This window comes from Streptococcus oralis subsp. dentisani (assembly GCF_002096335.1).
Lineage (GTDB): Bacteria > Bacillota > Bacilli > Lactobacillales > Streptococcaceae > Streptococcus > Streptococcus oralis_Z.
Genome location: NZ_NCUW01000030.1, coordinates 1 through 26,451, shown reverse-complemented (window position 1 = coordinate 26,451; position 26,451 = coordinate 1). Strand labels below are relative to the sequence as shown.

The following is a 26,451-nucleotide window of genomic DNA, read 5'->3' as shown; positions in this document are numbered from 1 at the left end:
GTACCGTCTTGGAAAACTAACCTTTTGCACTATCCAGATAATCTACAAATTTTGTGATAGCTTTCTTCTCTCCTGCTACTGTAGAATGGCTATAAGTATCCAAGGTCATCTGACTACTTGCATGCCCTAACCTTTTGGCCGCATTGACAGGGTCAACCCCTACTTCAATCATCAAGGTAGCATGAGTATGTCTGAATCCATGAGGAGTTATCTTCTTCAAGTCATGTTTCCTAATAATGCGCTTTAGAACACTATTGATATAGTCCTGATATAAAGGCTCTATCTTTCCATCTCGGCCAACAAACGTAAACATGTAATCACTATCAATCAATGGGGTAACTGACAGTTGCCCCTTTTCTTTTCTGCTCTTTTGTTTCCACTCTTTCAAAATCGAGACTGTCTCAGTATCTAAAGGAATTTGCCGTATTGAAAACTTGTTTTTGGTGCTTTTCTCAACGGCTTTCCCCTTGATTCTACCTAGGTTTTTGCTGATAGAAAGTAATTGATTGTCAAAATCGATGTCAGACCACCTCAAAGAATACAGCTCCCCTTTCCTTAAACCACTATAGGCCAACAAACGAAATAAGGCATAGTTTTTATAAGGCTCTTCTGCCTTAATAATGGCTAAAAACTCATGCAACTCCTCAACGCTAAAGAAGTTATCTGACTTCTTCCGCTCTCTTTTTGGGAGTATCACTTGTTTCATTGGGTTGTCTGTAATCAATTTCATTTTCAAAGCAAAATCAAACACTTGACTAGTGTAAGATTTGACCTGTTTGATATTCCTAAAAGTCTGACCTTTTTCGGTAATAAAGTCCTGACATTGCCAAGGAGTAATTTTGGAAATTTTCACCTTTCCAAGAACTGGCAAGATATGAATTCTAAACAAATCATCTGTACGGACGCTTGTCGTCCTCTCTACTGTGTTTTGATAAGTTTTGAACCATTCCTCAAAAACTTCATCAAAACGTCTCTCAGAGACTCTCAGAAGTTCTGAGAGGTCTCCTGACGCTTTTTTGTGGTAAATCATAGCTTCATACTGTCTAGCTTCTCTACGGCTCTTAAAACCGCCTTTAAAGAAGTCTTTACGTTTGCCATCAATCACCCTGTAGATTCTGACCTTATAAAGATACCCTGATTTAGACTTTTTAGCCTTATATTTAATAATAGACATTCTAATTTCTCCTTTATTTTTTAAGGTTTCGGAGCTTATAAAATAAAGAAATCATGATTGTCTGTTATTTCTTATTCTTCTTGCAATCTCTTGTATTCGTCAGAATTTATCCATGCCTCCCAGACATAATGATAAGGAGAGTCTTCTGCACTTGATTTGTTAATCATGAAAGGAATAAGGCCTTGTTTTTCATCAGCTATAAATTCCTTAATAGCTTTAACCAAAACAGGGTTGAAGCCTTTTTTGCTTGCTAGAAAATCAATGTAGTCAGACAAGGATTCTGATTGATTGAGTTCTGCAAGTATAATAGCAAGATCTTCTCTAAAAGGTGTCCATTTAGTAATTTTATTTTCTATACTTGTACCTTTTGTCAACACTTTATAGAAATCTTTGATCATTTCTTTAGGTGCTCCTGGATCTTTTAGTACAGGATTATCATCAAGCCCTAGTAAGTAAGGGATAGATACTCCAAAGTATTCTGATAGAATTTGCGCATTTTTAGCATTTGGACTTCTACTCCCTTGATTGTAATTTCCGAGAGTAGAGTAGCCTATACCTGTAGCCTCACTTATTTCTTTAAGAGATAATTTACTGTTTTTAACAAGTGTTTGAAAGTTTGTCAAATAATAATCCTCCTTTTTGACATATTATAACACAAATTACACAAAAGAGAAAAAACTCTTGACACAAAACACAAAAGAGATTATAATTTAATTCAAGATACACATTTGTGTATTTGATTCGGAGCTTATAAAATTAAGAAAGGGGTCAGAATATGACAGAAAACTTTACCATCCACTTCCCAAAAGCAACCGAAAAGAAGTTGCTTGCCCGTTACGATACCATGCTTCAGAAAGCTATCGAAAAAGCTTTTGAAGATCAGGAACTTTATAAACCTATGCTACGAATGTCAGGTTTATGCCGTTGGTTGGACATCTCAACGACAACTTGCATAAAATGGCAACGCGAAGGCATGCCCCACATGGTCATTGACGGAGTGACCTTGTACGATAAACACAAAGTCGCTCAATGGCTACAACAATATGAAAGATAGGAAATACTATGACTTACATTTTTGAAGATAATTGTTACTATATCCCTAAAATTCTCTTTCAAGAGACTTATTACCAAGATTTGAGTATCGATGCTATAGTAGTTTATACAATCCTGAAAGATAAACAAAAGGAGGTTACAAGTAAAGGATGGATTGATTCTGAAGGCAATATTTATCTGGCCTATCGTTTGTCTGAAATGCAAAAGATGTTCGGTGTAGGAAAAAAGAAAATGATTAATATCCTACGTATGTTGGAGGAGCACAATCTGATTGAACGAGAAAGAGAAGTTGTATTCTACGGATACAGCTTACCTTATCGGATTTATATCAACGAAATATGAGGTGATGAAAATGATAAAAATATTCTTTGGCAATGATCCTGGTATTCGAGCACAGTTAACCCAACAGCTAACTTCCTACTCTATTAATTTTCAAAGCTATGAAGAGGAACAACTTACTGAACAAGTCTTTCTGGAAATGTTGAAACAGACAAGTGATTTCTTTGATTTGCTAAATCCTAATCTAGTACACTACAAACTGGATAATCGGCTTAGTCTCAAACAATTTATCCATCGAATTTTATCTGATAAGGATAAATATTTAAGACTACCAATTGCGATTGTCAATGACCGAGTTTACTCTGGAGTATCAGTAGAGGATGTTCGCATGTTTATTCCTAAAGAACGTAGAAAAATTGAAAGACAGCACCTCTTCAGAAAGTTCGAAGAATTGGAGGCAGGAGCCCTATTCTGGAGAAACTTTGACTCATTCAGAAAACAGTCAGAATTACGTTGGTTTGAACTATATGATTTATTATTTGCTGATGAATCTGACGATTTAGGAGAGATCAAAAAAGCTAAAGACCGATTCTTTACATATAAGAATAACAAGCAAATTCCTCCTGAAGATATCATCGAAAAAATTCAAAAAATATTTTTGATTGAGAGAGTAGATTTTTTCAAAAAATCTATTTCAAGTTTGCAAAATTTCTAGTCCCAAAACAGTTATGAAAACGACTATGAAAATATTTTGAAAATGAGATTTTGAGACTAAATTTTTGAGCTTTCTCAAAATTTATAACGCGTGCGCTTCTAACAGCACGCTGTGTTCCCATTTCGTGGGATTTTACTACACCCATTTTTTGGCAAGTTTGACCGTAGCAAAATGAAAATGGTCCGACGTAGTCGGCTTGGGGTTGCTCCCCCAAGAATGTCATTTTACGGAGGTCTTTACGCAGACAAAAAAGAGGCGCCGATAGGCGACCTCTAAAAGAAAGGAGGTTTATTTGGATTTAAAAGTTAGTTTAGATAATATTACTATAACTGCTGAAATACGCCACAGTAGTTTCAATAATTTTAAAAAATTAGTTAGCAACCATATTGCAATCATCACTCAAAAAGCTATGACAGATATGTTTCAAGCCTATACCAAGTCTGGGGGGCAAGTTATCCTCCATTTAGAGTATGATAAACTAAAAGGACAAGCTCGAAATGCTCGCCCTTTCCGAATGGAGTTTAATCCTAACAAACTCCGAACAGTTGATACTGAAATTCTTAATACGATTATACCATATCTAGAAGATATTTCAATCACTCGAGCTGACTTAGCTTTTGATTTTTTTAATCTTGATTGTAGTGAATTCATTTTAGAAAAGAAGGGACGGCCTACTGCAACAAAAGAATGGAGAGATAAAAATGGTAAGCTTGAAACAAAATATCTAGGAGCTTCAAGGTCAGAAAAACAAATTCGACTATACGATAAAAAAGTTGAACAACTGACGAACGGAAGTGAAGATGAACGACAAAACGCACAACAATATGAACATTGGTGGAGATTAGAATTTCAGTTACGAAGTCGCTCCGTTGAAAATATTTTTGAGGTTATTGACACTATTATTTTCAAACCGTTTTATTTTGAAAGTCTCGAAATTGAAACTCAACTTTATCTATTAGCTTTAACACGTGATAAAGGAATCTGGAATAAAGTTAGCAAAAACACTAGAAGTAAATACAAGAAAATTTTGGAAACCCATCAAACTTCCGATACTGATTATTTGCAATTGATGAAAAATCTGTTACATAAAGAACGACCCAAACTAGAAAAACAACTTGCTTTTTATGGGGGTCGTTAGGCATTCTTCGGAATGCCTTTCGCTCTTCGGAGCGAAACAAAAAGAGAAGTTTATGGCTCGAACTTCTCTTTTCATCGGACTGTTTCGACAGTCCGATTGCTCTCTTTCGAGAGAGCAAAACCGTCGGAGACCGCACACTTTTCCGGAGGTAAAGTATAGTGCGTTATACTTTACTTGGAAGTAGTGCCGTTCTCAGTAAAGAACACCGCATAAAGGCTTGCTTATGTGTGGCAATTTTTAGCCACACGCTCGGCGACCCTTTGAGCCGAGAAAGGATGAATTATGAGTTATGTTGTAGCCAGAATGACGAAGTACAAATCAGGTAATTTAGGTGGAGCTTACAGACACAATGAACGTATTTTTAAGCAACACAGTAACAAGGATATCGATATCGAACGCTCACATTTAAATTATGAATTGACAGATAGGGATCGCTCTATGTCGTACGAAAAGCAAATCAAAAACTATATAGACGAGAACAAAATTTCTAAACGAGCTATTCGAAAAGATGCCGTTCTATGCGATGAATGGATTATAACATCTGATAAAGATTTTTTTGCTAAACTTACTCCCGAAGAGACAAAACGATTTTTTGAAACTTCTAAAAATTATTTCGCTGAAAACTATGGTTTAGAAAATATTGCTTATGCTAGTGTTCACCTAGACGAAAACACACCACACATGCACATGGGAATTGTACCAATGAAGCAAGGAAAGTTATCGTCCAAATCAATTTTTAATCGTGAAGAGTTGAAAAAAATCCAAGATGAACTCCCAAAGTATTTATCTCAACATGGTTTTCATCTCCAACGAGGAGAACTTGATAGTACAAAAAAACATTTATCAACACAGGAATACAAGGACAAGCAAGAGGTTCTTCAAAAAATCGAAAAACAAATTGACGAAAAATTCGATAAAATGATAGAATTTAACAGCGAACTAAAGCAAATGAATAAAGCTTTGACAAATAAAGTTAACGATTTAAAAATGGTTGACGAAGAAAAAAATAAAATGCTATCTAACCTAGATCATGCTCTAAATGAAAAACAAGATACACTATCAAATCTTGAAAAAGAAATTAATATCAAAAAAGAAGATCTAGATATCGTAGACAGCATCATAGGTAGTAAAAGTGAAACAATTGACAGTATGAACCAAGATATAAAGACAAAACAAGGTACTATCAACGAACTCACCAAGCAACTTCGAGAGCACCTTCAAAAATATCAAAGCTTCGACGGACTGAATATCAGTCAACTTGAGAATGGAACGATAGGTAAACAAACTCTCGATGGCAAAATTAAACTCTCCCCTGAAACACTCAATAATCTAATAAAATCTGTAATCCAACACTTCTACGAGAACCGCCAACTGTCACAAACTATCCAGCAACAAAACAAGGAATTGAATATGCTGAGAAATGTATCAAGTAATAAAAATCATATATTAGACGAACTCCGAGAAACTAAAAATCAAAAACGAATTTTAGAAATTGAAAACAATAGCTTGAAAAATAAAATTTCACAACTTCGTGACCGTCTAAATATAGCCAGCAGAAAGCTTGGGGTATGGCGAAACCAGGCTCAAAACTACATGAAACAAAAGGAATTCCAAAACCTTACAAAACAACTAAATGCTTTCAAGCCTATTAAACTTGTTAATACTGTCAAAGTCATCAAAAAAATCTATGAACAAACCCTAGAACGCTGAATAACCTCTTTATGCCGAGAAAACTTTTGACAACAAGCTATGATGAATTAGACTAGTTGGGTCGTGTCGGCAGACTGAAAAGCTGCCGACCGATTACAACAGGAATAAAAAGTCATAGGTTACTTGTTGTCAAAAGGAAATTGGAATAAATCAATCAAGGAGAAGTCAAATATCATAAACACCTAAGTTAATAAAAATTATTGTTGACATTCTCTCTTATTTATCCTAAACTATGGATAAGGATAGGATGATGTCGGGTGACTGGTAACAGTTTGCTCAAAGGTACTTGTTTCAAGTACAGGTGAGGTACTGCCTTCAGCTTTAGGCTGTAAAGAACCCGTGCCACCACTGGTCCTGTTCGTTTCACTCTTGGATTATATTCAAGAGTTTTTTCTTGCCTAAAAAGTATAAAAGATATATACTAGCTATATAAGATATAGATTGGAGATATACCATGACTACATCACTTGCTAAGCAATACAATTTTAAAATAAATGAAGTAACAATGGAGCAAGCTAGATCCATTATCAAGGAAAAAGGAATGACCATGACTGAGGCTATTAGCCTTTTTGTAGAGCAAATAGTCCTGGAGCAAGATTTGCCTATTAAGACGGCCGAAGATCTACATAGAGAACAGTTGATTGAAGAATTACAAGCTCAATCTGAACGTGCCTTGAGAGAATACGAGGCAGGAGAAGGTACTTCCCTAGACAATATGAGGGTACGCTATGGCTTATAAAGTGATTGCTTCAAAAGAAGTCGAGGAAGCTATCGACAATATACACGACTATATAGCTACGGTGCTTCTATCTCCTCAATCTGCTAAAAATACTGTGGCTAAAATTTTAGACAGCTTAAAAAGTTTAGAAATTTTTCCTGAAGCAGGTTTTGACGCTGATGAGAAAATCGGAGTAAAGATTAACAGTAAGTATCCCACACGAGGAAAAATTATTGACCAATATGTTTTGCTTTACTTCATTGACCAAAATCGAAACACCGTTTTTTTATCTCACCTATTCCACACTAAAAGTGACTATGTCACTTTGCTACAAAAAGGCAATAAAAAAAGCTCAACTGATTGAGACAACTTTCATTATTTTATAAGCTCCGAAACCTTAATTTTTGGTACCTTTTTGGTACCGTCTTGGTTTAACAATACGGTATATATATAATATTTTACAGCTATATCCCTTTAGAAACGTTGATTTAATAAGGATTTAAACACTATAGAGTATATCTTTGTAAAATACGGTCTCAAATAATCATAAAAAGAACAGTTTCAACTGTTCTTTTTTTACTTCTTTTTATGAATCAACTACGACTACTTCCTCTTTACCAATCTTCCCGATGCCGTGACTTGACTTCAAAACCACTCTTAAAAAATATCAAAAAGAAGTTTGATGTTAAGAATGGTCAAGATGATTGAAACTGCGTAACCTAGGATTGTGTTCCACTTGGCATTGGTAAATTCTCCCATCAGTGACTTCTTAGAGGTCAGATAAATCAAGGGGAAGATTGAAAACGGAAGAGCGATCGAAAGAAAGACCTGTGAATAGACCAATAACTGATCCAAGATTTTTTCTTGATGCCCAAACAAAACGGCGACAATAATCACAGGTAGCAAGGCAAAAATACGTGTACCGATACGGATAATCCACTGAGGCAATTTCAGATGCAAGAAACCTTCCATAACGATCTGTCCAGTTAAGGTACCTGTAATAGTAGAATTTTGGCCACTTGCTAAGAGAGCCAGAGCAAATAAAGTTGACAGAGTTGAGCTGGCTATTGCTCCTGCTATTTTCGAATCCTGTAAAGCATTGTACATTTGGGAGAAAGCTGAAATTTCGGACGCATGACCAAAAAAGAGGGAGGCCCCTAAAATAAGAAGTAAGGAATTGACAATAAAAGCTAGGGACAACTGAAGATTTGAATCCCAGGTCATAAAACGAACAGCTTTTCGAACGTCCTTCTTATCTTTGTGGTTGATTTTCCTTGTTTGGGATAGAGAAGAATGGAGATAGAGATTATGGGGCATGACTGTCGCTCCTACAATCCCTAGAGCCAAGGTCAATTGGCTTTCATGACCTGGCAATGGTGTTTCAAATAATGTTGAAGTCGGTAAATAACCACCAAAAATACCCTGAATATTTGGATTGGATAAAGCCACAAGATAAGTAAAGATACCTAATATGGTTAAGATAAGAGTCGTAACAATAGCCTCAATTTTTTTGAAACCAAATTTCATCAATAAAAGTAACAAAAATACATCCAAAACGGTTAAAAGAATAGCAACCATAATCGGTATTTTAAATAAAAGATTTAAGGCAATCGCTGAACCTAGAACCTCGGCTAAGTCTGTTGCCATTAAAGCTAATTCTAAAATCACCCACAGACTATAGCGAAGCCACTTGGGAGCATGATGAGCTGTTGCCTGTGCTAGGTCCATCTTAGTTACGATACCGAGCTTTCCAGCCATCTGTTGTAGCTGCATGGCAATGATGGATGAAATTAAAATAACAAATAAAAGGCTGTACTTGTAGGAGGCGCCACCAACCACACTGGTGATCCAGTTTCCTGGATCCATGTAGCCAACTGCCACAAGTGCACCAGGTCCTAAAAATGCTTTTAGATTTTGCCAAAAATGGTTGTTATTTGGAGTTTCAATAGATTGATTGATCTCAGAAAGAGAGACTTTTTCATAAGAGGACATAGGGATTTCCCACTTTCTAATCTGTCTTTACCAGTTTCCTTAATGGAATTTTTGAAAATAGTTTGCCTATTTCCAATCTTTCCTTATTATATCACATTTTGGAATGATTCTTAAGGAAAGAATGATAGTTGAAATAAGCAAGATCAGTATTGTAAAAGCCAGCGTTTTCTACGCTGACTTTTTAACTGTGAAATTTTTTTCTCAACTAGATTGCTTCTGTGACAAAACTACGGCTTTCCAGCACTTTGAGCATGGCATTAGCTGTATCTAGGGCTGTGAAGAGGGGCACCCCGTGTTCAATGGCTGAACGGCGGATTTGCTCTCCATCTTCGTCAGCAGTTCGTTTTGTTCCGACAGTATTGATAATCGCTTGGATTTTTCCTTTGCGGACAAAGCTTGGAATGTCCTTCTCATCGTCACCAATCTTACCAACAGGTTGGGCATGCAGTCCATGACTGGCAAAGAAGGCTGCAGTTCCTTCTGTCGCAAGGATACCGTAACCGATATTTTGGAAACGTCGAGCCAAGTTCAAGGCTTCTTCTTTGGCATCATCTGCGATGGTAAAGACTACATTTCCAAAGGTTGGCAAATGGAGATAAGAAGCTTCAAAGGCTTTATAGAGAGCTTTTTCGAGAGTCGTATCAGAACCCATAACTTCACCTGTTGACTTCATCTCAGGACCGAGCAAGCTGTCTACCTTAGCTAGTTTGGTAAAAGAGAAGACAGGTGCCTTGATATGAACGCGAGTGCTTTCAGGATAAAGTCCATCTTGGTAGCCAAGTTCTGATAAACTTTGCCCAAGAATGAGCTTGGTTGCTACCTGAGCCATCGGAATATTGGTCACTTTAGAAAGGAAAGGAACCGTACGGCTGGCACGTGGGTTAACCTCAATAACATAGACTTTCTCATCCTTGATGACAAACTGAATGTTCATCATACCAAGACAGTTAAGACCGATTGCAAGACGTTTTGTGTAGTCTGCAATGGTTTCCTGAACCTTTTGCGACAAAGTTTGTGGCGGGTAAACGGCCATTGAGTCACCTGAGTGGACACCGGCACGTTCGATATGCTCCATGATACCTGGGATAAGGACATTTTGTCCATCTGAAATGGCATCAACTTCACACTCTTGCCCAACGATGTAAGAGTCAACAAGCACTGGATGGTCTGGACTAGCCTTAACAGCCGTACGCATGTAAGAACGGAGGTCCTCTTCGTTTTCAACAATTTCCATGGCACGTCCACCCAAGACATAAGATGGGCGAACAAGGACTGGGAAACCAATCTTGCGTGCTGCAAGCACTGCTTCTTCTTCATTGGTTGCTGTCTGTCCTGGTGGCTGTGGAATATCCAAGTTTTTAAGGGCTTGCTCGAAGAGGTCTCGGTCTTCGGCACGGTCTAAGTCAGCGACTTGCGTACCAAGGATGGTCACACCTGCTTTTGCCAAAGGCTCCGCAAGGTTGATGGCTGTTTGACCACCAAACTGAACGATAACGCCTTTTGGTTGCTCCAAGTCAATGACATTCATGACATCTTCAAATGTCAATGGTTCAAAGTAGAGCTTGTCAGATACTGAGAAGTCTGTCGAAACGGTCTCTGGGTTTGAATTCATGATAATAGCTTCATAACCAGCAGCCTGAATAGCCTTAACTGAGTGAACAGTTGCGTAGTCAAACTCAACTCCTTGCCCGATACGGATAGGACCAGAACCGAGAACTAGAACGGATTCCTTGTCAGACTTAATAGACTCATTTTCCCAACCATAGGTTGAATAGAAATATGGCGTTTCAGAGTCGAACTCTGCCGCACAAGTATCTACCATCTTATAAACTGGAATAATCTTGTTTGCCAAGCGAAGTTGGCGAACTTGGTCAGCTGTCGTTTCCCATAGTTCAGCAATCTTACGATCTGAGAATCCGTTTAGTTTGGCAGTTTTTAAGACGTCTAAATCTTGAGGATGAGCGCCCAATTCTTTCTCAATTTCAAAGATATGCAAGAGTTTATCAAGATAGAAGATATCAATCTTAGTCAATTCTGCAATTTCTTCTGGTGTGTAGCCACGTCGAATGGCTTCTGAAACGTAGAAGAGACGATCATCTTGAGCTTTGACAACTTTTTCAATCAAGGCATCATCTGAAACCGCTGCAAGCTCAGGCATTTCATTGTGGTGGACACCAATTTCAAGGGAACGACAAGCTTTAAGAAGAGACTCCTCGATGTTACGACCAATCGCCATGACTTCTCCAGTCGCCTTCATCTGGGTACCAAGACGACGTTCACCTTTTTCAAACTTATCAAATGGGAAACGTGGAATCTTAGCAACCACGTAGTCAAGGGCTGGCTCAAACATGGCATAGGTTGAACCTGTAACTGGGTTGATAACCTCATCTAGGGTCAAACCGACGGCAATCTTGGCAGCTAACTTAGCAATCGGATAACCTGTCGCCTTAGAAGCAAGGGCAGAAGAGCGCGATACACGGGGGTTTACTTCGATAACATAGTACTTAAAACTGTGGGGATCAAGTGCTAGCTGAACGTTACATCCACCTTCAATCTTAAGGGCACGAATGATGCTCAAGCTCGCGTCACGTAGCATTTGGTTTTCATAGTCTGACATGGTTTGCGCAGGTGCAAATACAATGGAGTCACCTGTGTGAATCCCAACCGGGTCAAAGTTTTCCATGTTACAAACAACGAGGGCATTGTCAGCCGAGTCACGCATGACTTCGTACTCGATTTCCTTGAAACCTGCAATGGAACGCTCAATCAAACATTGGGTAACAGGTGACAGTTTCAAACCATTTTCAGCGATTTCACGCAATTCTTCCTCGTTGGCACACATACCACCACCAGTACCACCTAGGGTAAAGGCTGGACGAACGATGACTGGGTAACCAATTGTCGCTGCAAAGGCAACTGCTTCTTCTACTGTATTGACAATTTCAGATTCAGGAATTGGTTGCTCAAGCTCTTCCATCAATTGTTTAAAGAGGTCACGGTCCTCAGCTTGGTCAATAGCAGACAGTTTAGTACCGAGAAGTTCGACACCAAGTTCATCGAGAATACCATTTTTAGATAATTCCATGGCCATGTTGAGTCCTGTCTGACCTCCAAGAGTAGGAAGTAAAGCATCTGGACGTTCCTTACGGAGAATACGCGTCACAAACTCGAGTGTAATCGGTTCGATGTAGACCTTGTCCGCAATCTCCTTATCCGTCATGATGGTTGCAGGGTTTGAGTTAACCAAAACAACCTCATAGCCTTCCTCTTTCAAAGACAAGCAGGCCTGGGTCCCAGCGTAGTCAAACTCAGCAGCCTGACCAATAATAATCGGACCAGAACCAATCACCATAATTTTTTGAATATCAGTACGTTTAGGCATTTATAAGATATTAAGGGCGTCAAGCGGACAAAGCTAAAATAGGAGTTATGACGAAGAACTGTCAGTTCTAGGAATAACTGTCTTTTTAGCACCGTCCGTAGCCCGTATTCAGTTCAGCAAATACGGACCACCCTTCTCCTTTCTATTCGTCGCCTCACAGGGCGACATTAAATAAATTCTCCGACGATTTTTTAGAGAAACGATATTTTTCGATAAAAAATCTAGTGCAGGGAGTTTTTAGTTCGCCTGATAGCGACTAAAAGAAACGACCTGCCTTTCTATTCGGCAACTCTCAGGTTGCCATTAAATAAATTCTCCGACGAGCTTTTACTCGTCCTTAGTTTGATTGTTTAAAAGCTTCCATCATCTCGATAAACTCGTCAAAGAGATAGCTAGCGTCGTGTGGACCAGGAGCTGCGTCTGGGTGGAATTGTACAGAAAAACCTGGTTGGTATCTGTGGCGCACACCTTCAACTGACTTGTCATTGATTTCTTCGTGGGTAATGATCAAATGTTCTGGTAAGTCCTCACGGCTAACCGCATAACCGTGGTTCTGGCTGGTAAAATCTACTCGTCCTGTAGCAATTTCACGTACCGCGTGGTTAAATCCACGGTGACCAAATTTCATCTTGTAAGTCTTAGCTCCATTGGCCATGGCAAAGAGTTGATGCCCCATGCAAATACCGAAAATTGGAATTTTCCCTTGCACACCACGAATCATGTCCAATGCTTCTGGAACATCTTCTGGGTTACCTGGACCATTTGACAACATAACCCCGTCGGGATTGAGGTGGAGAATTTCTTCCGCCTTTGTTGAATAAGGAACAACCGTCACGTTACAGTTACGCTTAGAAAGTTCGCGTAAGATTGAGTGCTTGAGACCAAAGTCCACTAGCACCACGCTCAAGCCAACCCCAGGAGCTGGATAGGATGTTTTAGTAGAAACCTGCTTGATATTATCAGTTGGCAAGACTGTTGCTTGGAGCTGGTCCGTCACATGGTCTATACTGTCCCCAACATGGGTCAAGGTTGCACGCATAGTACCATGCTTACGGATGATTTTAGTAAGTGCACGCGTATCAATTCCTGAAATCCCTGGAATTTTCTTAGCTTTCAAAAATTCATCCAAGGTCATTTGATTGCGCCAGTTGCTAGCTCTACGTGCTTCTTCGAAAACAACGACTCCCTTACAAGTTGGAATAATGGATTCGTAATCATCACGGTTAATTCCATAATTTCCCACTAAAGGATAAGTAAATGTCAAGATTTGTCCATTATAAGACTGATCTGTAATGGACTCTTGGTAACCGGTCATCCCTGTATTAAAGACGATTTCGCCTGTTACATCAATATCTGCTCCAAAGGCCTTGCCTTCAAAAATTGTGCCATCTTCTAATACTAGAAGTCTTTTTGTCATATTTTCACCTCTCGTGGACGCTCACTGGCGTCTTTTAACGTTTTGTGTCTCATTTGGCTTTTCTATTTGCCAATACGGATTCTAAGATTGCCATTCGAACAAAGACACCATTGGTCATTTGTTGGACAATCCGTGATTTTGAAGCTTCAACCAAGTGGTCAGCAATTTCCACATCTCGATTGACAGGAGCTGGATGCATAATGATTGCTGTTTCTTTCAAACGATCATAACGTTCTTGGTTCAAGCCATGTTGGGCATGGTAGTCTTCTTTTGAAAAGATTGTTCCACTTTCGTGACGTTCATGTTGAACGCGGAGTAACATCAGAACATCAACCTGATCGATGATTTCATCAATGGTTACAAACTGTCCATAGTCCGCAAACTCTTGACTTCTCCATTCCTCAGGTCCCGCAAAGAAAAGTTCAGCTCCCAAACGCTTCAAAATCTGCATATTGGACTTGGCAACACGTGAGTGGTCTAAATCACCTGCAATAGCAATTTTGAGCCCCTCAAAGCGGCCAAATTCCTCATAAATAGTCATCAAATCAAGCAAGCTCTGACTGGGATGCTGTCCTGAGCCATCTCCACCATTGATAATAGAAGTCGTAATCGTCGGACTTGCAATCAACTCTCTGTAGTAGTCGACCTCTGGGTGGCGAATCACACAGACATCCACTCCTAAAGCAGACAGAGTCAGGATGGTATCATAAAGTGTCTCACCCTTGTTTACTGAACTTGTCTTCACATCAAAGTCCAGTCGTTCCAGCCCTAGTTTAATCTCTGCCACTTCGAAAGACTTATGCGTTCGTGTAGAATCTTCAAAGAAGAGATTGGACACGATAGTTTTGTTCTCGTAGGGAAGCTGGGTTCCATTTTTAAACTCGATTCCTCGCTTGATCAATTTCATCACTTGATCAACTGTAAGGTCTTCCATGGAAACCACATGGTTCAATGCTTGTTGATTTTCTGACATAGCTACTCCTTTAGCTTTCTAAGCTTCTTCAGTAATCAGAACTCTATCTTGGCCATCAAGTTCTGCCATCTCTACAATGATTTCTTCAGAACGACTGGTTGGGATATTTTTTCCAACGTAATCTGGACGGATAGGCAATTCTCTATGTCCACGATCGACTAGAACCGCAAGACTTACGCGCGCAGGACGACCATGACCAACAATATTATCAATAGCAGCGCGGATGGTACGGCCTGTATAGAGCACATCATCCACTAAAATGACCTCACGGTCTGTCACATCAACAGAAATCAAAGAAGTATCTTCTCCGCTTTTAACGTCATCACGGAAAGGTTTGGTGTCTAATTCCACAACAGGAACAGTGATATTTTCCAATTGCTCCAAACGTTCTTTGATACGATGAGCTATGAAAACACCACGCGTTTTTATCCCAGCTAGGATAATCTTATTCAAATCTTTATTGCGCTCGATAATCTCATAAGTAATTCGCGTAATCGCTCGTTTGACAGTCAATTCGTCTACAACTTCTTTTGTCTTCATGACAAACCTCCAAAAAGAAAAGTCTCCTTCTACAAGGAGACTCGAAATGTATAGCCAAGCGAGCCTTACTGCAAACAGTATAGACTTCACCCTTCTACTTAATCCAGCTCCTTGTCTGCCTCACGGGACAGGTTTAAAGGAATATTTTATTGTCATTACTATATCACAAAGACCCGTTCAAATCAAGTAAAAACATTCATTATTTTCACTTATAACGAACTAAAATCATATAATTGAGGATAGTGATCGCATTCTGGATTTTTTGGATGACAGATAGCCCGTCCAAAGTATATCATGGCTTGGTGGGCTGCCAACCATTTCTCTGGTGGCAGAATGTCCATGACACGTTTTTCTACTTCGAGGGGTGTAGCCGATTTTTTGACAATACCATGGTGCTTGCAGATACGCTCCACATGAGTGTCCACTGCAAAGGCTGGAATCCCAAAGCCCACGCTCATGACGACATTTGCTGTTTTGCGACCAACACCTGCTAGGCTTTCTAATTCCTCGCGAGTCTGAGGTACTTGGCCGTCAAAATCGTCTAATAGTTGTTGGGCACATTTTTTAAGGAATTTAGCCTTATTTCGATACAGTCCCAGACGAGAAATGTGTGAAGCAATTTCACTTTCAGTTGCCACAGACATGGCTTGAGGCGTTGGAAAAGCAGCAAAGAGACCTGGTGTAGCCTTGTTGACTGCAGCATCTGTCGTCTGAGCTGACAACATCACTGCAACCAATAGTTCAAAGTGATTGGTAAAATCAAGACTAGGCTTAGCATCTGGAAAGAGGGCAATAATTTCCTCTATGACATGACGGGCACGTTTCTTGGATAAAACCATCTACTCGTCTCCGTCAAATAGTCCTTGCAAGCCAGCAAATGGACTGTTTTCTTCTTTCTTGACTGCTTGTTGGGCTTGGTATTCTTCCTCAGTCATGATTTGCCAGTCATTACCTGAAACAAATCCTTGACCAGCCTCTTCTTCAGCTGTCAAGACTTTGATTGGAATGTTTAGCAAGATATTATCTGACACACTCTCAGCAAGGTCGATTTCCCCATTTTCGATAGGCAAGACCAGGTCATCATCAAGAACTTCCTGATCTAGTTGGTTGGTTGCGCCTTCCATGAAAACCTCTGTCACTGGATAAGACTCTGACAACTCAACTGGCTCCATACTACGACTGGAAGCAAGGACAATGGTGTAAGATAGTTGATAATCTAAGAAATACATGCGGTCTTCGTATTGGACCTTCCCTACCGCAAGGATATCTTTGACATCTAAAATTTCTTGATTACGGGCACACAAGTCTGATGCCAGGTCTAAAGCTTGTTCAAAATGTAGGCCTTCAGGCTGCTTACGAATTTCTTGAATATTTAACTTCATATTTCCTCCATAAAGATGTACTCACTTGATTATACCATGAAAAGGCTACAAGTCAGCCTTCCAAACTTTGATATTAAAATCTCCTTTTTAACATATTTACTATGACATATTTTCTGTTTAGTGCTATACTATAGACAAGAATACATCAGAGCAAGGAGGATGCTCATATGGAAGACAAAGCACTAATCAACCAAGCTTACCAACTCCTATCCGAGTTAAATAAAAGCTACCAAAGTTGCAAACAAGGTACAGCCGATGATTTCCGTCTACAAGAACTGCTGAACAGCACTCTCAAGGAACTTAAAAAAGCGGAAAAGCTTGACAACACTATCTTAATCGACCTTGAGAAATTTTACCAACGTACCAGTCTACTGATCGGACTGGGGAGCCTAAAACTAAACGATCAAGCTCGTACTGCTTGGCGCAACTATGACAAGTTCCATTACGAGCACGTCAAACACGTACTGACTCTTTATGGACCTGTTTTCGGATTTTAGAGTTTAAAATTTTGAATTTACTATTGACAAAATATCCTTAAAGGTATAGGATAGAGGTACTAATACTTGGAGGTAAAGGAGACATGAACAACTAAGTCTATCAAATAAAGAACTTTATTTAGTAGATCTTGTTTTTGTCTCTTTTTGCATGCTCTTTTTGTACTAGATCTTCTGGTACTTTATCCTCTTTGAAAATCAAAAAACTAGAAAGCTAACCATCTGCTCCTCTTAGGTTGGATAAGGCTAGATTGACCTAGTTTGACGGGATTTTCGACATGGATAATGGAGTTTTTGACAGTGACTTTGGGCTCTACTAGGTAAAGTAGAGCTTTTTGTTATGCACTATGGACATTCTAGAAAGGGCAACAATATGATAAAAATCAATCATCTGACCATCACACAAAACAAAGATTTACGAGACCTTGTATCTGACTTAAGCATGACTATCCAAGACGGGGAAAAGGTTGCTATTATTGGTGAAGAAGGAAATGGCAAGTCAACCTTGCTACGGGCTTTGATGGGGGAAGCATTACCTGATTTCACTATCAGGGGAGACATCCAGTCTGATTTTCAATCACTGGCCTACATTCCTCAAAAGTTAGCTGAGGAGCTGAAAAATAGAACTCTACACGACTACTTCTTTTTAGATTTCGCTGATTTAGACTACAGTCTCCTCTATCGTTTGGCTGAGGAGTTGCATTTTGATAGTGATCGCTTCGCTAGTGACCAAAAAATTGGGAGCCTCTCAGGTGGCGAAGCTTTAAAAGTTCAACTCATACATGAATTGTCTAAACCTTTTGAAGTTCTATTTTTAGATGAGCCTTCAAATGACCTGGATTTGGATACGGTTGATTGGCTAAAAAGGCAGATACAGAAGATTGGGCAAACTGTCATTTTCATTTCCCATGATGAAGACTTTCTTTCTCAGACGGCAGATACTATTGTCCACTTGCGACTGGTCAAACACCGAAAAGAAGCGGAAACACTAGTAGAGCATTTAGATTATGAACGCTATAGCAACCAGAGAAAGGCTAGTTTTGCCAGACAAATCCAGCAAGCTGCTAACGACCAGAGAGCCTATAATAAAACCATGGAAAAGCATCGCCGCGTTAAACAAAATGTGGAAACTGCCTTGCGTAACACTAAAAACGATGTTGCTGGGCGCCTATTAGCTAAAAAGATGAAAAATGTTCTCTCTCAAGAAAAACGCTACGAAAAATCAGCTCAGTTGATGACCCAAAAGCCCCTTGAAGAAGAGCAAATTCAACTCTTCTTCTCAGATATACAACCATTAGCAGCTTCTAAAGTCTTAATCCAACTGGAGGAGGAAAATTTGTCCATTGACGAGCGCATTTTAGCACAGGGGTTACAACTAACTGTCCGTGGCCAAGATAAAATCGGTATCATCGGGTCAAATGGTGTTGGAAAATCGACTCTATTAACCAAGTTGCAACAACTACTAAGCGCCAAAAGAGAAATTTCGCTTGGTTTTATGCCACAAGATTACCACAAAAAACTGGAATTAGATCTATCTCCAGTAACCTATCTCAGCCAAACTGGACAAAAAGAGGAACTACAGAAAATCCAATCTCACTTAGCCAGCCTCAATTTCAGTTATCCAGAGATGCAACACCAAATCCGTTCCTTATCTGGTGGGCAACAAGGCAAACTACTTCTGTTGGATTTAGTACTGAGCAAGCCAAACTTTCTCCTTCTGGATGAGCCTACCCGAAATTTCTCTCCCACCTCTCAACCAGAGATCCGAAAACTCTTTGCCACTTATCCCGGTGGGCTGGTCACTGTTTCTCATGATCGACGTTTCTTAAAAGAGGTCTGTACGAGCCTCTATCGATTGACAGAACATGGTTTTGAAGTCGTTGATTTACAAGATTTATAAATTTTGAATATAGCAAAAATCCAGAGACGAGCTCTGGATTTTTTTACATCTGTTTCAAGCGTTCGATTCGTTCTGAGATAGGTGGATGAGTGTAAAATAGTTTTTGTAGTCCGCCACCTTTCTTAGGATCATTGATATAAAGAGCGCTGCTGGCATCGTCAACGTGGTGATGCATTGGCTCGCTATTGTCCAACTTGCGCAAGGCATTGATCATCCCTTGAGGATTGCGAGTCAGCTCCACACTAGATGCATCCGCTAAAAATTCTCGCTGACGAGAGATAGCTAGTTGTACCAAGGTTGCAGCGAGAGGTGCCAGAATAATGGCTAAGAGAGAGATTACAAGCATGATAATCTCTAGTCCATTTCCGTCACGATCATTATCATTCCGTCTGCGGTCTGCGCCACCCCACCACATCATCCGACCAGCCATACTAGATAGCAGTGTAATAGCACTAGCAAGGGCAACAGCAATGGTCGAAATGCGGATATCGTAGTTTCGGATATGACTGACTTCATGCCCCATAACTGCTTCTAGCTCCTCACGATTCATGATCGCTAGAAGACCCGAAGTGGCCGCAACTGCCGCATTCTGCGGGTTGGAACCTGTTGCAAAGGCATTTAAAGAAGAATCCTCAATGATGAAAACACGTGGCATAGGGATCTGAGCGACCATGGCCATATCTTCCACTACATGGTAGAGATCTGGTGCCGTTTGCTCATCAACCTCACGCGCCCCATTCATAGACATGACAATCTCTGTTGATTGAAAGATCATGGTTAAGGCATAGACAAGACCGATGATTAGAGCTATGATGATGCCTCCAAGACCTGAACACATAAAGAGATAACCGGCCGCATAGCCAACCAAGGCCAAGAGCAGGAAGAAAACCAGCAACAAAATCCAGGTTCTTCGCTTATTGCTTGCAATTTGATCAAACAACATCTTAGTCACCTAAACCGCTAAAATCGACTTTAGGAACCGCCTTTTCCTCTTCTGGAGTTTGAAGGAAGTCTGCTGCTTTAAATCCAAATAGTCCTGCAATAATATTACTTGGGAAGGTTTGTAGTTTGAGATTATAGTTGCTAACAACACTATTATAGAGTTGACGCGAGTAAGAAATTTTATTTTCTGTATTGGTCAACTCCTCTTGCAACTTGATAAAGTTGGTACTAGCTTTCAAGTCAGGATAATTTTCAGCAACTGCAAAAATACCTGAGACTTGGCGAGTAAGGGCATCACTGGCCTTCATAGCCTCTGCAGGAGAAGTTGCTGCTGCTACTTGATTACGAAGTTGAGTCACCTTTTCAAGAGTTGAACCTTCATACTTAGCATATCCTTTGACTGTTTCAATCAAATTTGGCAAAAGATCATTTCGACGTTTCAATTGAACATCAATCTGACTCCAAGCCTCCTTTGTTTGCATGCGATTTTTAACCAAACCATTATAGCTAACAATCACAAAAATGACGATAAGAGCTAAAACTCCAAGAACAATCCAAATCATATTCTATTCCTTTCTACTTTTAGATTAGTACTAGTATATCAAATTTTCTATTATTTGTGGTAAAATAAGATTAGACTAAAGAAGGAATCTACTATGAAACCAGAAACATTTTACAGCTTGCTTGCCGAACAAAATCTTCCACTTTCAGACCAGCAAAAAAAACAATTTGAACGGTATTTTGAACTCTTGGTCGAGTGGAATGAAAAGATGAACCTGACCGCTATTACTGACAAAGAAGAAGTCTACCTTAAACACTTTTATGATTCGCTTGCGCCCATCTTACAAGGCTTGATTTCAAATGAAACTATCAAACTTCTTGATATCGGAGCTGGGGCAGGATTTCCTAGCCTTCCTATGAAAATCCTCTATCCCCAGTTAGATGTGACCATCATTGATTCGCTAAATAAGCGCATCAACTTCCTCCAACTATTGGCTCAGGAGCTGGATTTGGATGGTGTTCACTTCTACCATGGTCGTGCAGAAGACTTTGCCCAAGATAAGAACTTCCGTGCTCAGTTTGATGTGGTAACTGCCCGTGCTGTTGCCCGTATGCAGGTCTTGTCTGAACTGACCATTCCCTATCTTAAAGTTGGCGGAAAACTCTTGGCACTCAAGGCCAGTAATGCCCCCGAGGAATTGCTAGAAGCCAAGAATGCCCTCAATCTCCTCTTTAGCAAGGTAGAAGACAACCTCAGCTACGCCCTACCAAATGGAGATTCACGTTACATCACTGTGGTAGAAAAGAAAAAAGAGACCCCAAACAAGTATCCTAGAAAGGCTGGCATGCCCAATAAACGCCCGCTTTAAATTTTTTAGTAAAAAAATGTTTACAAAATTAACCTCGCTCTCGCATTTCTGGGCTTGGGAAAAAATGATTTACAAAATCATTTTTTTCTGCTATACTATCACAAGCAAAGGTTTTTAATGTCATCCTGTGAGGTGACGAAGGCGCAGATTTATATAAATTTTTAAAAGGTAGCTATTTTTTAAAAAGTCTTACTCTGAGAGCCTATTGCTGTAAAATAATGGGTTCTTTTTTGGTGCCCAAAAGTGAGGTTTATATGACACAAGAATCAACTGTTGATTTGTTACTAGACGTTGATCAACGTCCTTCAGCTGGGAAAGGTATCCTCCTCAGCTTCCAGCACGTTTTTGCTATGTTTGGTGCGACCATCCTAGTTCCTTTGATTTTGGGAATGCCTGTATCCGTTGCCCTCTTTGCATCTGGTATCGGAACCTTGATTTATATGGTTTCAACTGGCTTTAAAGTCCCAGTTTATCTAGGTTCTTCATTCGCCTTTATCACGGCTATGTCTCTAGCTATGAAAGAGATGGGTGGGGATGTATCTGCTGCTCAAACAGGGGTTATCTTGACTGGTTTGGTCTATGTCCTTGTAGCCGCAAGTGTTCGTTTTGCTGGTACGAAATGGATTGACAAACTCTTGCCACCAATCATTATCGGACCAATGATTATCGTTATCGGTCTTGGTCTTGCTGGTTCTGCTGTAACGAATGCTGGGCTTGTGGCAGACGGAAACTGGAAAAACGCTCTTGTAGCCGTTGTTACATTCTTGATTGCCGCCTTTATCAATACAAAAGGAAAAGGGTTCCTACGAATCATTCCCTTCCTCTTTGCCATCATCGGTGGTTATATCTTCGCTATGATGCTTGGTTTAGTTAATTTTACACCCGTTCTAGAAGCTAACTGGTTCGAAATTCCTGGTTTCTACTTGCCATTTAATACTGGTGGTGCCTTTAAAGAGTACAACTTATACTTTGGTCCTGAAACTATCGCAATCTTGCCTATTGCTATCGTAACCATTTCAGAGCACATTGGTGACCATACCGTTTTAAGCCAAATCTGTGGCCGTCAATTCTTGAAAGAACCAGGTCTTCATCGTACCCTTCTCGGTGACGGGATTGCAACATCTGTATCTGCCTTCCTCGGTGGACCTGCTAATACGACTTACGGAGAAAATACAGGGGTTATCGGAATGACTCGCATCGCTTCTGTCTCTGTTATCCGTAACGCAGCCCTTATCGCAATTGCTCTTAGCTTCCTAGGTAAATTCACTGCCTTGATTTCAACCATTCCAAATGCTGTGCTTGGTGGGATGTCCATCCTTCTCTACGGAGTTATCGCCAGCAACGGTTTGAAAGTCTTGATTAAGGAACGTGTGGACTTTAGCCAGATGCGTAACCTAATCATCGCAAGTGCTATGCTGGTACTTGGACTTGGTGGAGCAATTCTTAAACTCGGTCCAGTAACCCTTTCAGGTACTGCCCTATCAGCGATGACAGGTATCCTTTTAAACTTGATCCTGCCATACGAAAATAAAGACTAGTCATCTAAATACAAAAGCTCCACTCAGTTTGACCTGCACCCCAAAAGTTAGACAGAAAACTCTAACTTTTGGGGATTTTATTATGAAATTGAGTTATAAAGATAAAGTTCATATCTATGAACTAAGAAAGCAAGGACAAAGCTTCAAACAGCTTTCAAAAAGATTTGGAGTGGATATTGCTGGCCTAAAATATATGGTGACATTAATTGGCTGTTATGGAATAGAAATCGTTAAAAAAGGGAAGAATCGTTATTGTTCTCCAGAACTAAAACGAGAAATAATGGATAAAGTTCTTCTTGAAGGTCGTTCGCAAAGAAGTGTTAGTCTTGATTATGGCCTCCCAAACCAAGGAATACTTCCAATTATAGTGAGCACAAAGGAAATTATGGCTATCGGAGAGTTACTCTTGAACTAAAAAATCGTGGCTTCATGGTGAATCATAAGAAGGTTCAACGTCTGATGAAGATCCTTGGTTTAAAAGCTCGAATTCGTCGGAAACGAAAGTATTCTTCCTACCAAGGAGAGATTGGCAAGAAAGCAGAGAATCTCATTCAACGCCAGTTTGAAGTATCAAGGCCAATGGAAAAATGCTATACGGATGTGACAGAATTTGCCATTCCAAATAGCGCTCAGAAACTGTATTTATCGCCTGTTTTAGATGGCTTTAACAGCGAAATTATTGCTTATCATCTTTCTACTTCGCCCAACTTAGAGCAAGTAAAAACGATGTTAGAACAGGCATTTACAGAAAAACACTATGAAAATACCATTTTACACAGCGACCAGGGCTATAAGCCCAAATTACCAGCCAGCGCCTAAAGACGCTGGCTTTCACTTTGTTCAAGCCTTATTGCTCTTGACTCGTCACTTGCCTCTCAAAGAGGCGTGAGTATTACTTACCACTATCCCTAAAGGGTTCTTCATATTCTTTTACACTCAACTTATCTAGTGCTATATCATGCTTTTCCTGATTTTGAATCTATTTCTTAATTGTGGCTTCATTAAGCCCTACTGTACTTACATAATAACCTTCCGCCCAAAAATGCCTATTCCCAAACTTGGACTTGAGATTGGCGAGTTTGTCAAAGATCATGAGTGTACGTATATTGTATATTCAAGAGGCGAAAAGATCTCCTCAATGCACACTACCCATGACAGATTGAACAGTATAGTTAAGTTAAGAATAAAGTTCAGCGTTATGCTAGACAGCATATCGTTTTTTTTATTTTCTGCTTGAAGATTTCCTAATTCTTTCATTTAATCCCAACTTATCTTTAGATATGTTCCATTTTAGATAGTCTTCCTCTTCTTTTAGAAGCAATAAGTATAGACGTTTTTCTCATATTGTGCAGACAAGGCGGAAGCATTTCACGATTCGTAAGATCAAATTCAATCCAAACACTTAGTTGCAAACAGCCTTCAACCAGAAGATTCGAAAGAATAAGCTTATATTTTTCTATAAGCGATTAAATCTAGTTGCTTTTATCCTTAGCTAATAGATATGGACTTTAGGCTCATAAATTACGGCATCAGAAAACACCCCAAAAGTTAGACACAAATAATCTAACTTTTGAGGTGCTGTTCAATAGAATAGCTCCAATTTTATTTTAAAAATCAAGTTCCACCCAGCTGAGAGGTGTATAACCCAGGAGTTCAACACCATCAAACTCTACTGTTTTAACGATTTCTTGAATATTTGTTTTCAATTCTTCCATAACAGAGTTATCTGGACCATCCAAGACTAGTTCATCTTCTACGACAAACAATGCTTTTTGGTAACGGTCATATAGACTATTCATAACCAAACGAAGACCAACTGGATCAGCTGATTTTTCTGTGCTAGTCTCAGCTACATACTTATCAGCAAAAACTTCTTCAGAGTTATTCGATGCATGATAACTAAAGCTTATAAAATCAACTGTACCTCTGTTTAAGCTAGAAAGATCTTCATCTGAAATATCCAAAGCAATCTGCTCACGTTCCAAGCGACGCAAGAAGTGGTTCGGATAGTAACCGCGAACTTGAACGTCCGTAAATACATAGTTTTCACGATTCTTAACTTCAGCTTCCATAGCATCTATAGCATTGTCAATTTGCTGGCTATAGTTTTGACTGACGACAAGCATTCCACCAAACTGAAACTCTGGATTGATTGTTTTTCCTAGTTGAACAACACGAGCAGATGCAACTAATTGATAATGAGCCGCTTGCCAGATTAACTGTTCACGATTATCTCTATTTTCAAATAACAAGCCTCCACCCAAAAATGGTAAATGGTGCAAAATATTAAATTCATTGAATGTAATCCAGTATTTTACCTTGTCTTTAAAATAATGGAAAACAGCTTCTGCGTAGCGCTCAAATAGTTCAATCATCTGGCGACTTCTCCAGGCACCGTACTTTTCATGTAGGTTAAGAGGGATATCAAAATGACTGAGCGTAACAATTGGTTCGATATCTTTCTCCAGAACTTCGTCAATGATCGTTTCATAGTACTTCAATCCTTCTTCGCTTGGCTCTAACTCTTCTCCAGTTGGAAATAGGCGAGCCCAAGAGATAGAGATACGATAGGCATTAAAGCCCATAGATTGAATCAAATTCAAATCCTCAATATAGTTTCTTGAACTAATCGGTTTAGATTGTCCTAGTAAATCGTAAAAACCTAGTGGTACTGTTTTATAGTCGATTTTCCCGTGCAATACTCCTCCACGAAATTCACCAACTGGAAGAACATCTGTTGTTCCTAAACCTTTCCCACTATTTGACAAAAAATTTCTAATCATGACGACTCCTTTTATTTTTTTCTTTATAAACTAGATTGTTATTATTCAAAAATATCATTAGCTATTGAATGATTCTTTCCGCCCTTGTTATGAATAATAGAGCTCAAACCAGATAATCCACTTACGACATTTTTAAATTCACGAGATAGCTGCTGAGAATCCGATTTCTGCAAGTCCTCTTCCTTCTCTTGCCCTATCCATGAATTCCCATTCTCAGAATCCTCCCACGGCTGAGTTTCTTGAATACTTGCCTCATACACAAACTCGCCTACATTATCTGCAACTTCTACTAAATTAACTAGATGTTTCGAATCTACTTCATCTGAATCATTTTCTGCGATAAAATCTGAAGAAATTTCAGAGATTGATTCTGATGCTAAATCGCTTGGGTCTTCACTTGCTGAGATAAAGTCTGATGTGGTGATGGAAACAGAGTTGATGTCTTGCTCCAATTCGGAGTCACTGTGGCTCTCGCTTGCTGAGATAAAATCTGAAGAAATTTCAGAGATTGATTCTGGTTCTAAAACACTTGGGTCTTCACTCTCTGAGACAAAGTCTGATGTGGTGGTGGAAACAGAGTTGATGTCTTGCTCCAATTCGGAGTCACTGTGACCCTCGCTTGCTGAGATAAAGTCTGAAACACTTTCAGAGATTGATTCTGATACTAAAACGCTTGGGTCTTCACTCTCTGAGACATAGTCTGATGTGGTGGTGGAAACAGAGTTGATGTCCTGCTCCAATTCGGAGTCACTGTGACCCTCGCTTGATGAAATAAAATCTGAAGAAATTTCAGAAATTGATTCTGATGCTAAATCGCTTGGGTCTTCACTTTCTGAGACAAAGTCTGATGTGGTGATGGAAACAGAGTTGATGTCTTGCTCCAATTCGGAGTCACTGTGACCCTCGCTTGCTGAGATAAAGTCTGAAACACTTTCAGAGATTGATTCTGAT

Annotated in this window: 23 protein-coding genes and 3 pseudogenes; 12 read left to right on the top strand and 14 right to left on the bottom strand. The window is 39.5% G+C overall.

From position 1 onward, the window contains the following. Positions 1–16: 16 nt before the first annotated feature. Positions 17–1,174, bottom strand: coding sequence for a tyrosine-type recombinase/integrase (locus B7709_RS06620; protein WP_084972173.1), 1,158 nt, complete (start codon positions 1,172–1,174; stop codon positions 17–19). A gap of 71 nt (positions 1,175–1,245) precedes the next feature. Continuing rightward, entirely contained in the window at positions 1,246–1,797 is a 552-nt protein-coding gene (locus B7709_RS06615; RefSeq protein ID WP_084972172.1) for a helix-turn-helix domain-containing protein, read from the bottom strand. Positions 1,798–1,949: 152 nt separating this feature from the next. On the opposite strand from B7709_RS06615, the gene B7709_RS06610 reads away from it, so the two are divergent. The 7 genes from B7709_RS06610 to B7709_RS06575 all read left to right on the top strand — a co-directional run bounded on the left by B7709_RS06610 (position 1,950) and on the right by B7709_RS06575 (position 7,151). After that, positions 1,950–2,228 (top strand): DNA-binding protein, encoded by a 279-nt coding sequence (locus tag B7709_RS06610; RefSeq protein WP_084972171.1) that lies wholly within the window; start codon positions 1,950–1,952, stop codon positions 2,226–2,228. Positions 2,229–2,236: 8 nt separating this feature from the next. After that, positions 2,237–2,569 (top strand): replication initiator protein A, encoded by a 333-nt coding sequence (locus B7709_RS06605; protein WP_084972170.1) that lies wholly within the window; start codon positions 2,237–2,239, stop codon positions 2,567–2,569. Positions 2,570–2,579: 10 nt separating this feature from the next. After that, entirely contained in the window at positions 2,580–3,221 is a 642-nt protein-coding gene (locus tag B7709_RS06600) for a thioredoxin domain-containing protein (RefSeq protein ID WP_084972169.1), read from the top strand. Between the two features lie 292 nt (positions 3,222–3,513). Then, positions 3,514–4,359 carry a replication initiation protein gene (locus B7709_RS06590; protein WP_084972168.1) on the top strand — a complete coding sequence of 282 codons (846 nt, stop codon included), beginning with the start codon at positions 3,514–3,516 and terminating at the stop codon, positions 4,357–4,359. Positions 4,360–4,641: 282 nt separating this feature from the next. Continuing rightward, entirely contained in the window at positions 4,642–6,069 is a 1,428-nt protein-coding gene (gene mobV, locus B7709_RS06585) for a MobV family relaxase (RefSeq protein WP_084972167.1), read from the top strand. 454 nt (positions 6,070–6,523) lie between these two features. Next, positions 6,524–6,808 carry a type II toxin-antitoxin system RelB/ParD family antitoxin gene (gene relB / locus B7709_RS06580; protein WP_084972166.1) on the top strand — a complete coding sequence of 95 codons (285 nt, stop codon included), beginning with the start codon at positions 6,524–6,526 and terminating at the stop codon, positions 6,806–6,808. After that, the gene (locus B7709_RS06575) at positions 6,798–7,151 is read left to right on the top strand and encodes a type II toxin-antitoxin system RelE/ParE family toxin (protein ID WP_084972165.1); all 354 of its coding nucleotides are present in this window, start codon (positions 6,798–6,800) and stop codon (positions 7,149–7,151) included. The genes relB and B7709_RS06575 overlap by 11 nt, the downstream gene beginning before the upstream one ends. Positions 7,152–7,444: 293 nt before the next feature. On the opposite strand, the gene B7709_RS06570 is transcribed toward B7709_RS06575, so the two are convergent. The 7 genes from B7709_RS06570 to B7709_RS06540 form a co-directional block, all read right to left on the bottom strand. Then, positions 7,445–8,779 carry an Nramp family divalent metal transporter gene (locus B7709_RS06570; RefSeq protein ID WP_084972164.1) on the bottom strand — a complete coding sequence of 445 codons (1,335 nt, stop codon included), beginning with the start codon at positions 8,777–8,779 and terminating at the stop codon, positions 7,445–7,447. A 205-nt stretch (positions 8,780–8,984) separates the two neighbouring features. Next, positions 8,985–12,161: a carbamoyl-phosphate synthase large subunit gene (gene carB / locus B7709_RS06565; RefSeq protein ID WP_084972163.1), complete on the bottom strand. Its 3,177-nt coding sequence runs from the start codon at positions 12,159–12,161 to the stop codon at positions 8,985–8,987. A gap of 337 nt (positions 12,162–12,498) precedes the next feature. Further along, positions 12,499–13,578: a carbamoyl phosphate synthase small subunit gene (locus B7709_RS06560; RefSeq protein WP_084972162.1), complete on the bottom strand. Its 1,080-nt coding sequence runs from the start codon at positions 13,576–13,578 to the stop codon at positions 12,499–12,501. A 49-nt stretch (positions 13,579–13,627) separates the two neighbouring features. Further along, complete coding sequence (locus B7709_RS06555) at positions 13,628–14,551, bottom strand: aspartate carbamoyltransferase catalytic subunit (protein ID WP_084972161.1); 924 nt, start codon at positions 14,549–14,551, stop codon at positions 13,628–13,630. Positions 14,552–14,569: 18 nt separating this feature from the next. Further along, positions 14,570–15,091 (bottom strand): bifunctional pyr operon transcriptional regulator/uracil phosphoribosyltransferase PyrR, encoded by a 522-nt coding sequence (pyrR, locus tag B7709_RS06550; protein ID WP_084972160.1) that lies wholly within the window; start codon positions 15,089–15,091, stop codon positions 14,570–14,572. A gap of 209 nt (positions 15,092–15,300) precedes the next feature. Further along, a complete protein-coding gene (gene nth, locus B7709_RS06545; protein WP_084972159.1) occupies positions 15,301–15,930 on the bottom strand; it encodes an endonuclease III in 630 nt (209 codons plus the stop codon). After that, entirely contained in the window at positions 15,931–16,473 is a 543-nt protein-coding gene (locus tag B7709_RS06540; RefSeq protein ID WP_084972158.1) for a YceD family protein, read from the bottom strand. Between the two features lie 167 nt (positions 16,474–16,640). Here B7709_RS06540 and B7709_RS06535 point away from each other — a divergent pair, with 167 nt between their 5' ends. Next, positions 16,641–16,970, top strand: a complete 330-nt coding sequence (locus tag B7709_RS06535; RefSeq protein ID WP_084972157.1) for a helicase BlpT — start codon at positions 16,641–16,643, stop codon at positions 16,968–16,970. Between the two features lie 337 nt (positions 16,971–17,307). Then, complete coding sequence (locus B7709_RS06530) at positions 17,308–18,867, top strand: ATP-binding cassette domain-containing protein (protein ID WP_084972156.1); 1,560 nt, start codon at positions 17,308–17,310, stop codon at positions 18,865–18,867. A gap of 43 nt (positions 18,868–18,910) precedes the next feature. Here B7709_RS06530 and htpX read toward each other — a convergent pair whose 3' ends face one another. Further along, positions 18,911–19,810: a zinc metalloprotease HtpX gene (gene htpX, locus B7709_RS06525; protein ID WP_084972155.1), complete on the bottom strand. Its 900-nt coding sequence runs from the start codon at positions 19,808–19,810 to the stop codon at positions 18,911–18,913. 1 nt (position 19,811) lies between these two features. Then, positions 19,812–20,372, bottom strand: a complete 561-nt coding sequence (locus B7709_RS06520) for a LemA family protein (protein ID WP_061453447.1) — start codon at positions 20,370–20,372, stop codon at positions 19,812–19,814. 93 nt (positions 20,373–20,465) lie between these two features. Between B7709_RS06520 and rsmG the strand changes: the two genes are divergently transcribed. From rsmG to B7709_RS06505, 3 genes and pseudogenes are all read left to right on the top strand, one after another. Continuing rightward, positions 20,466–21,179, top strand: a complete 714-nt coding sequence (gene rsmG / locus B7709_RS06515) for a 16S rRNA (guanine(527)-N(7))-methyltransferase RsmG (protein WP_061453446.1) — start codon at positions 20,466–20,468, stop codon at positions 21,177–21,179. Between the two features lie 254 nt (positions 21,180–21,433). Further along, positions 21,434–22,717: a uracil-xanthine permease family protein gene (locus B7709_RS06510; protein ID WP_061453829.1), complete on the top strand. Its 1,284-nt coding sequence runs from the start codon at positions 21,434–21,436 to the stop codon at positions 22,715–22,717. Positions 22,718–22,799: 82 nt separating this feature from the next. Beyond that, a pseudogene (locus B7709_RS06505) lies at positions 22,800–23,512 on the top strand (IS3 family transposase); the annotation flags it as partial. A gap of 97 nt (positions 23,513–23,609) precedes the next feature. Here the strand turns inward: B7709_RS06505 and B7709_RS06495 are convergent. From B7709_RS06495 to B7709_RS10070, 3 genes and pseudogenes are all read right to left on the bottom strand, one after another. Beyond that, positions 23,610–23,813: pseudogene (locus B7709_RS06495) on the bottom strand (transposase); the annotation flags it as partial. A 511-nt stretch (positions 23,814–24,324) separates the two neighbouring features. Further along, complete coding sequence (locus B7709_RS06490; RefSeq protein ID WP_084972153.1) at positions 24,325–25,500, bottom strand: family 1 glycosylhydrolase; 1,176 nt, start codon at positions 25,498–25,500, stop codon at positions 24,325–24,327. Between the two features lie 41 nt (positions 25,501–25,541). Next, positions 25,542–26,451, bottom strand: a pseudogene (locus B7709_RS10070) (MSCRAMM family adhesin SdrC); the annotation flags it as partial.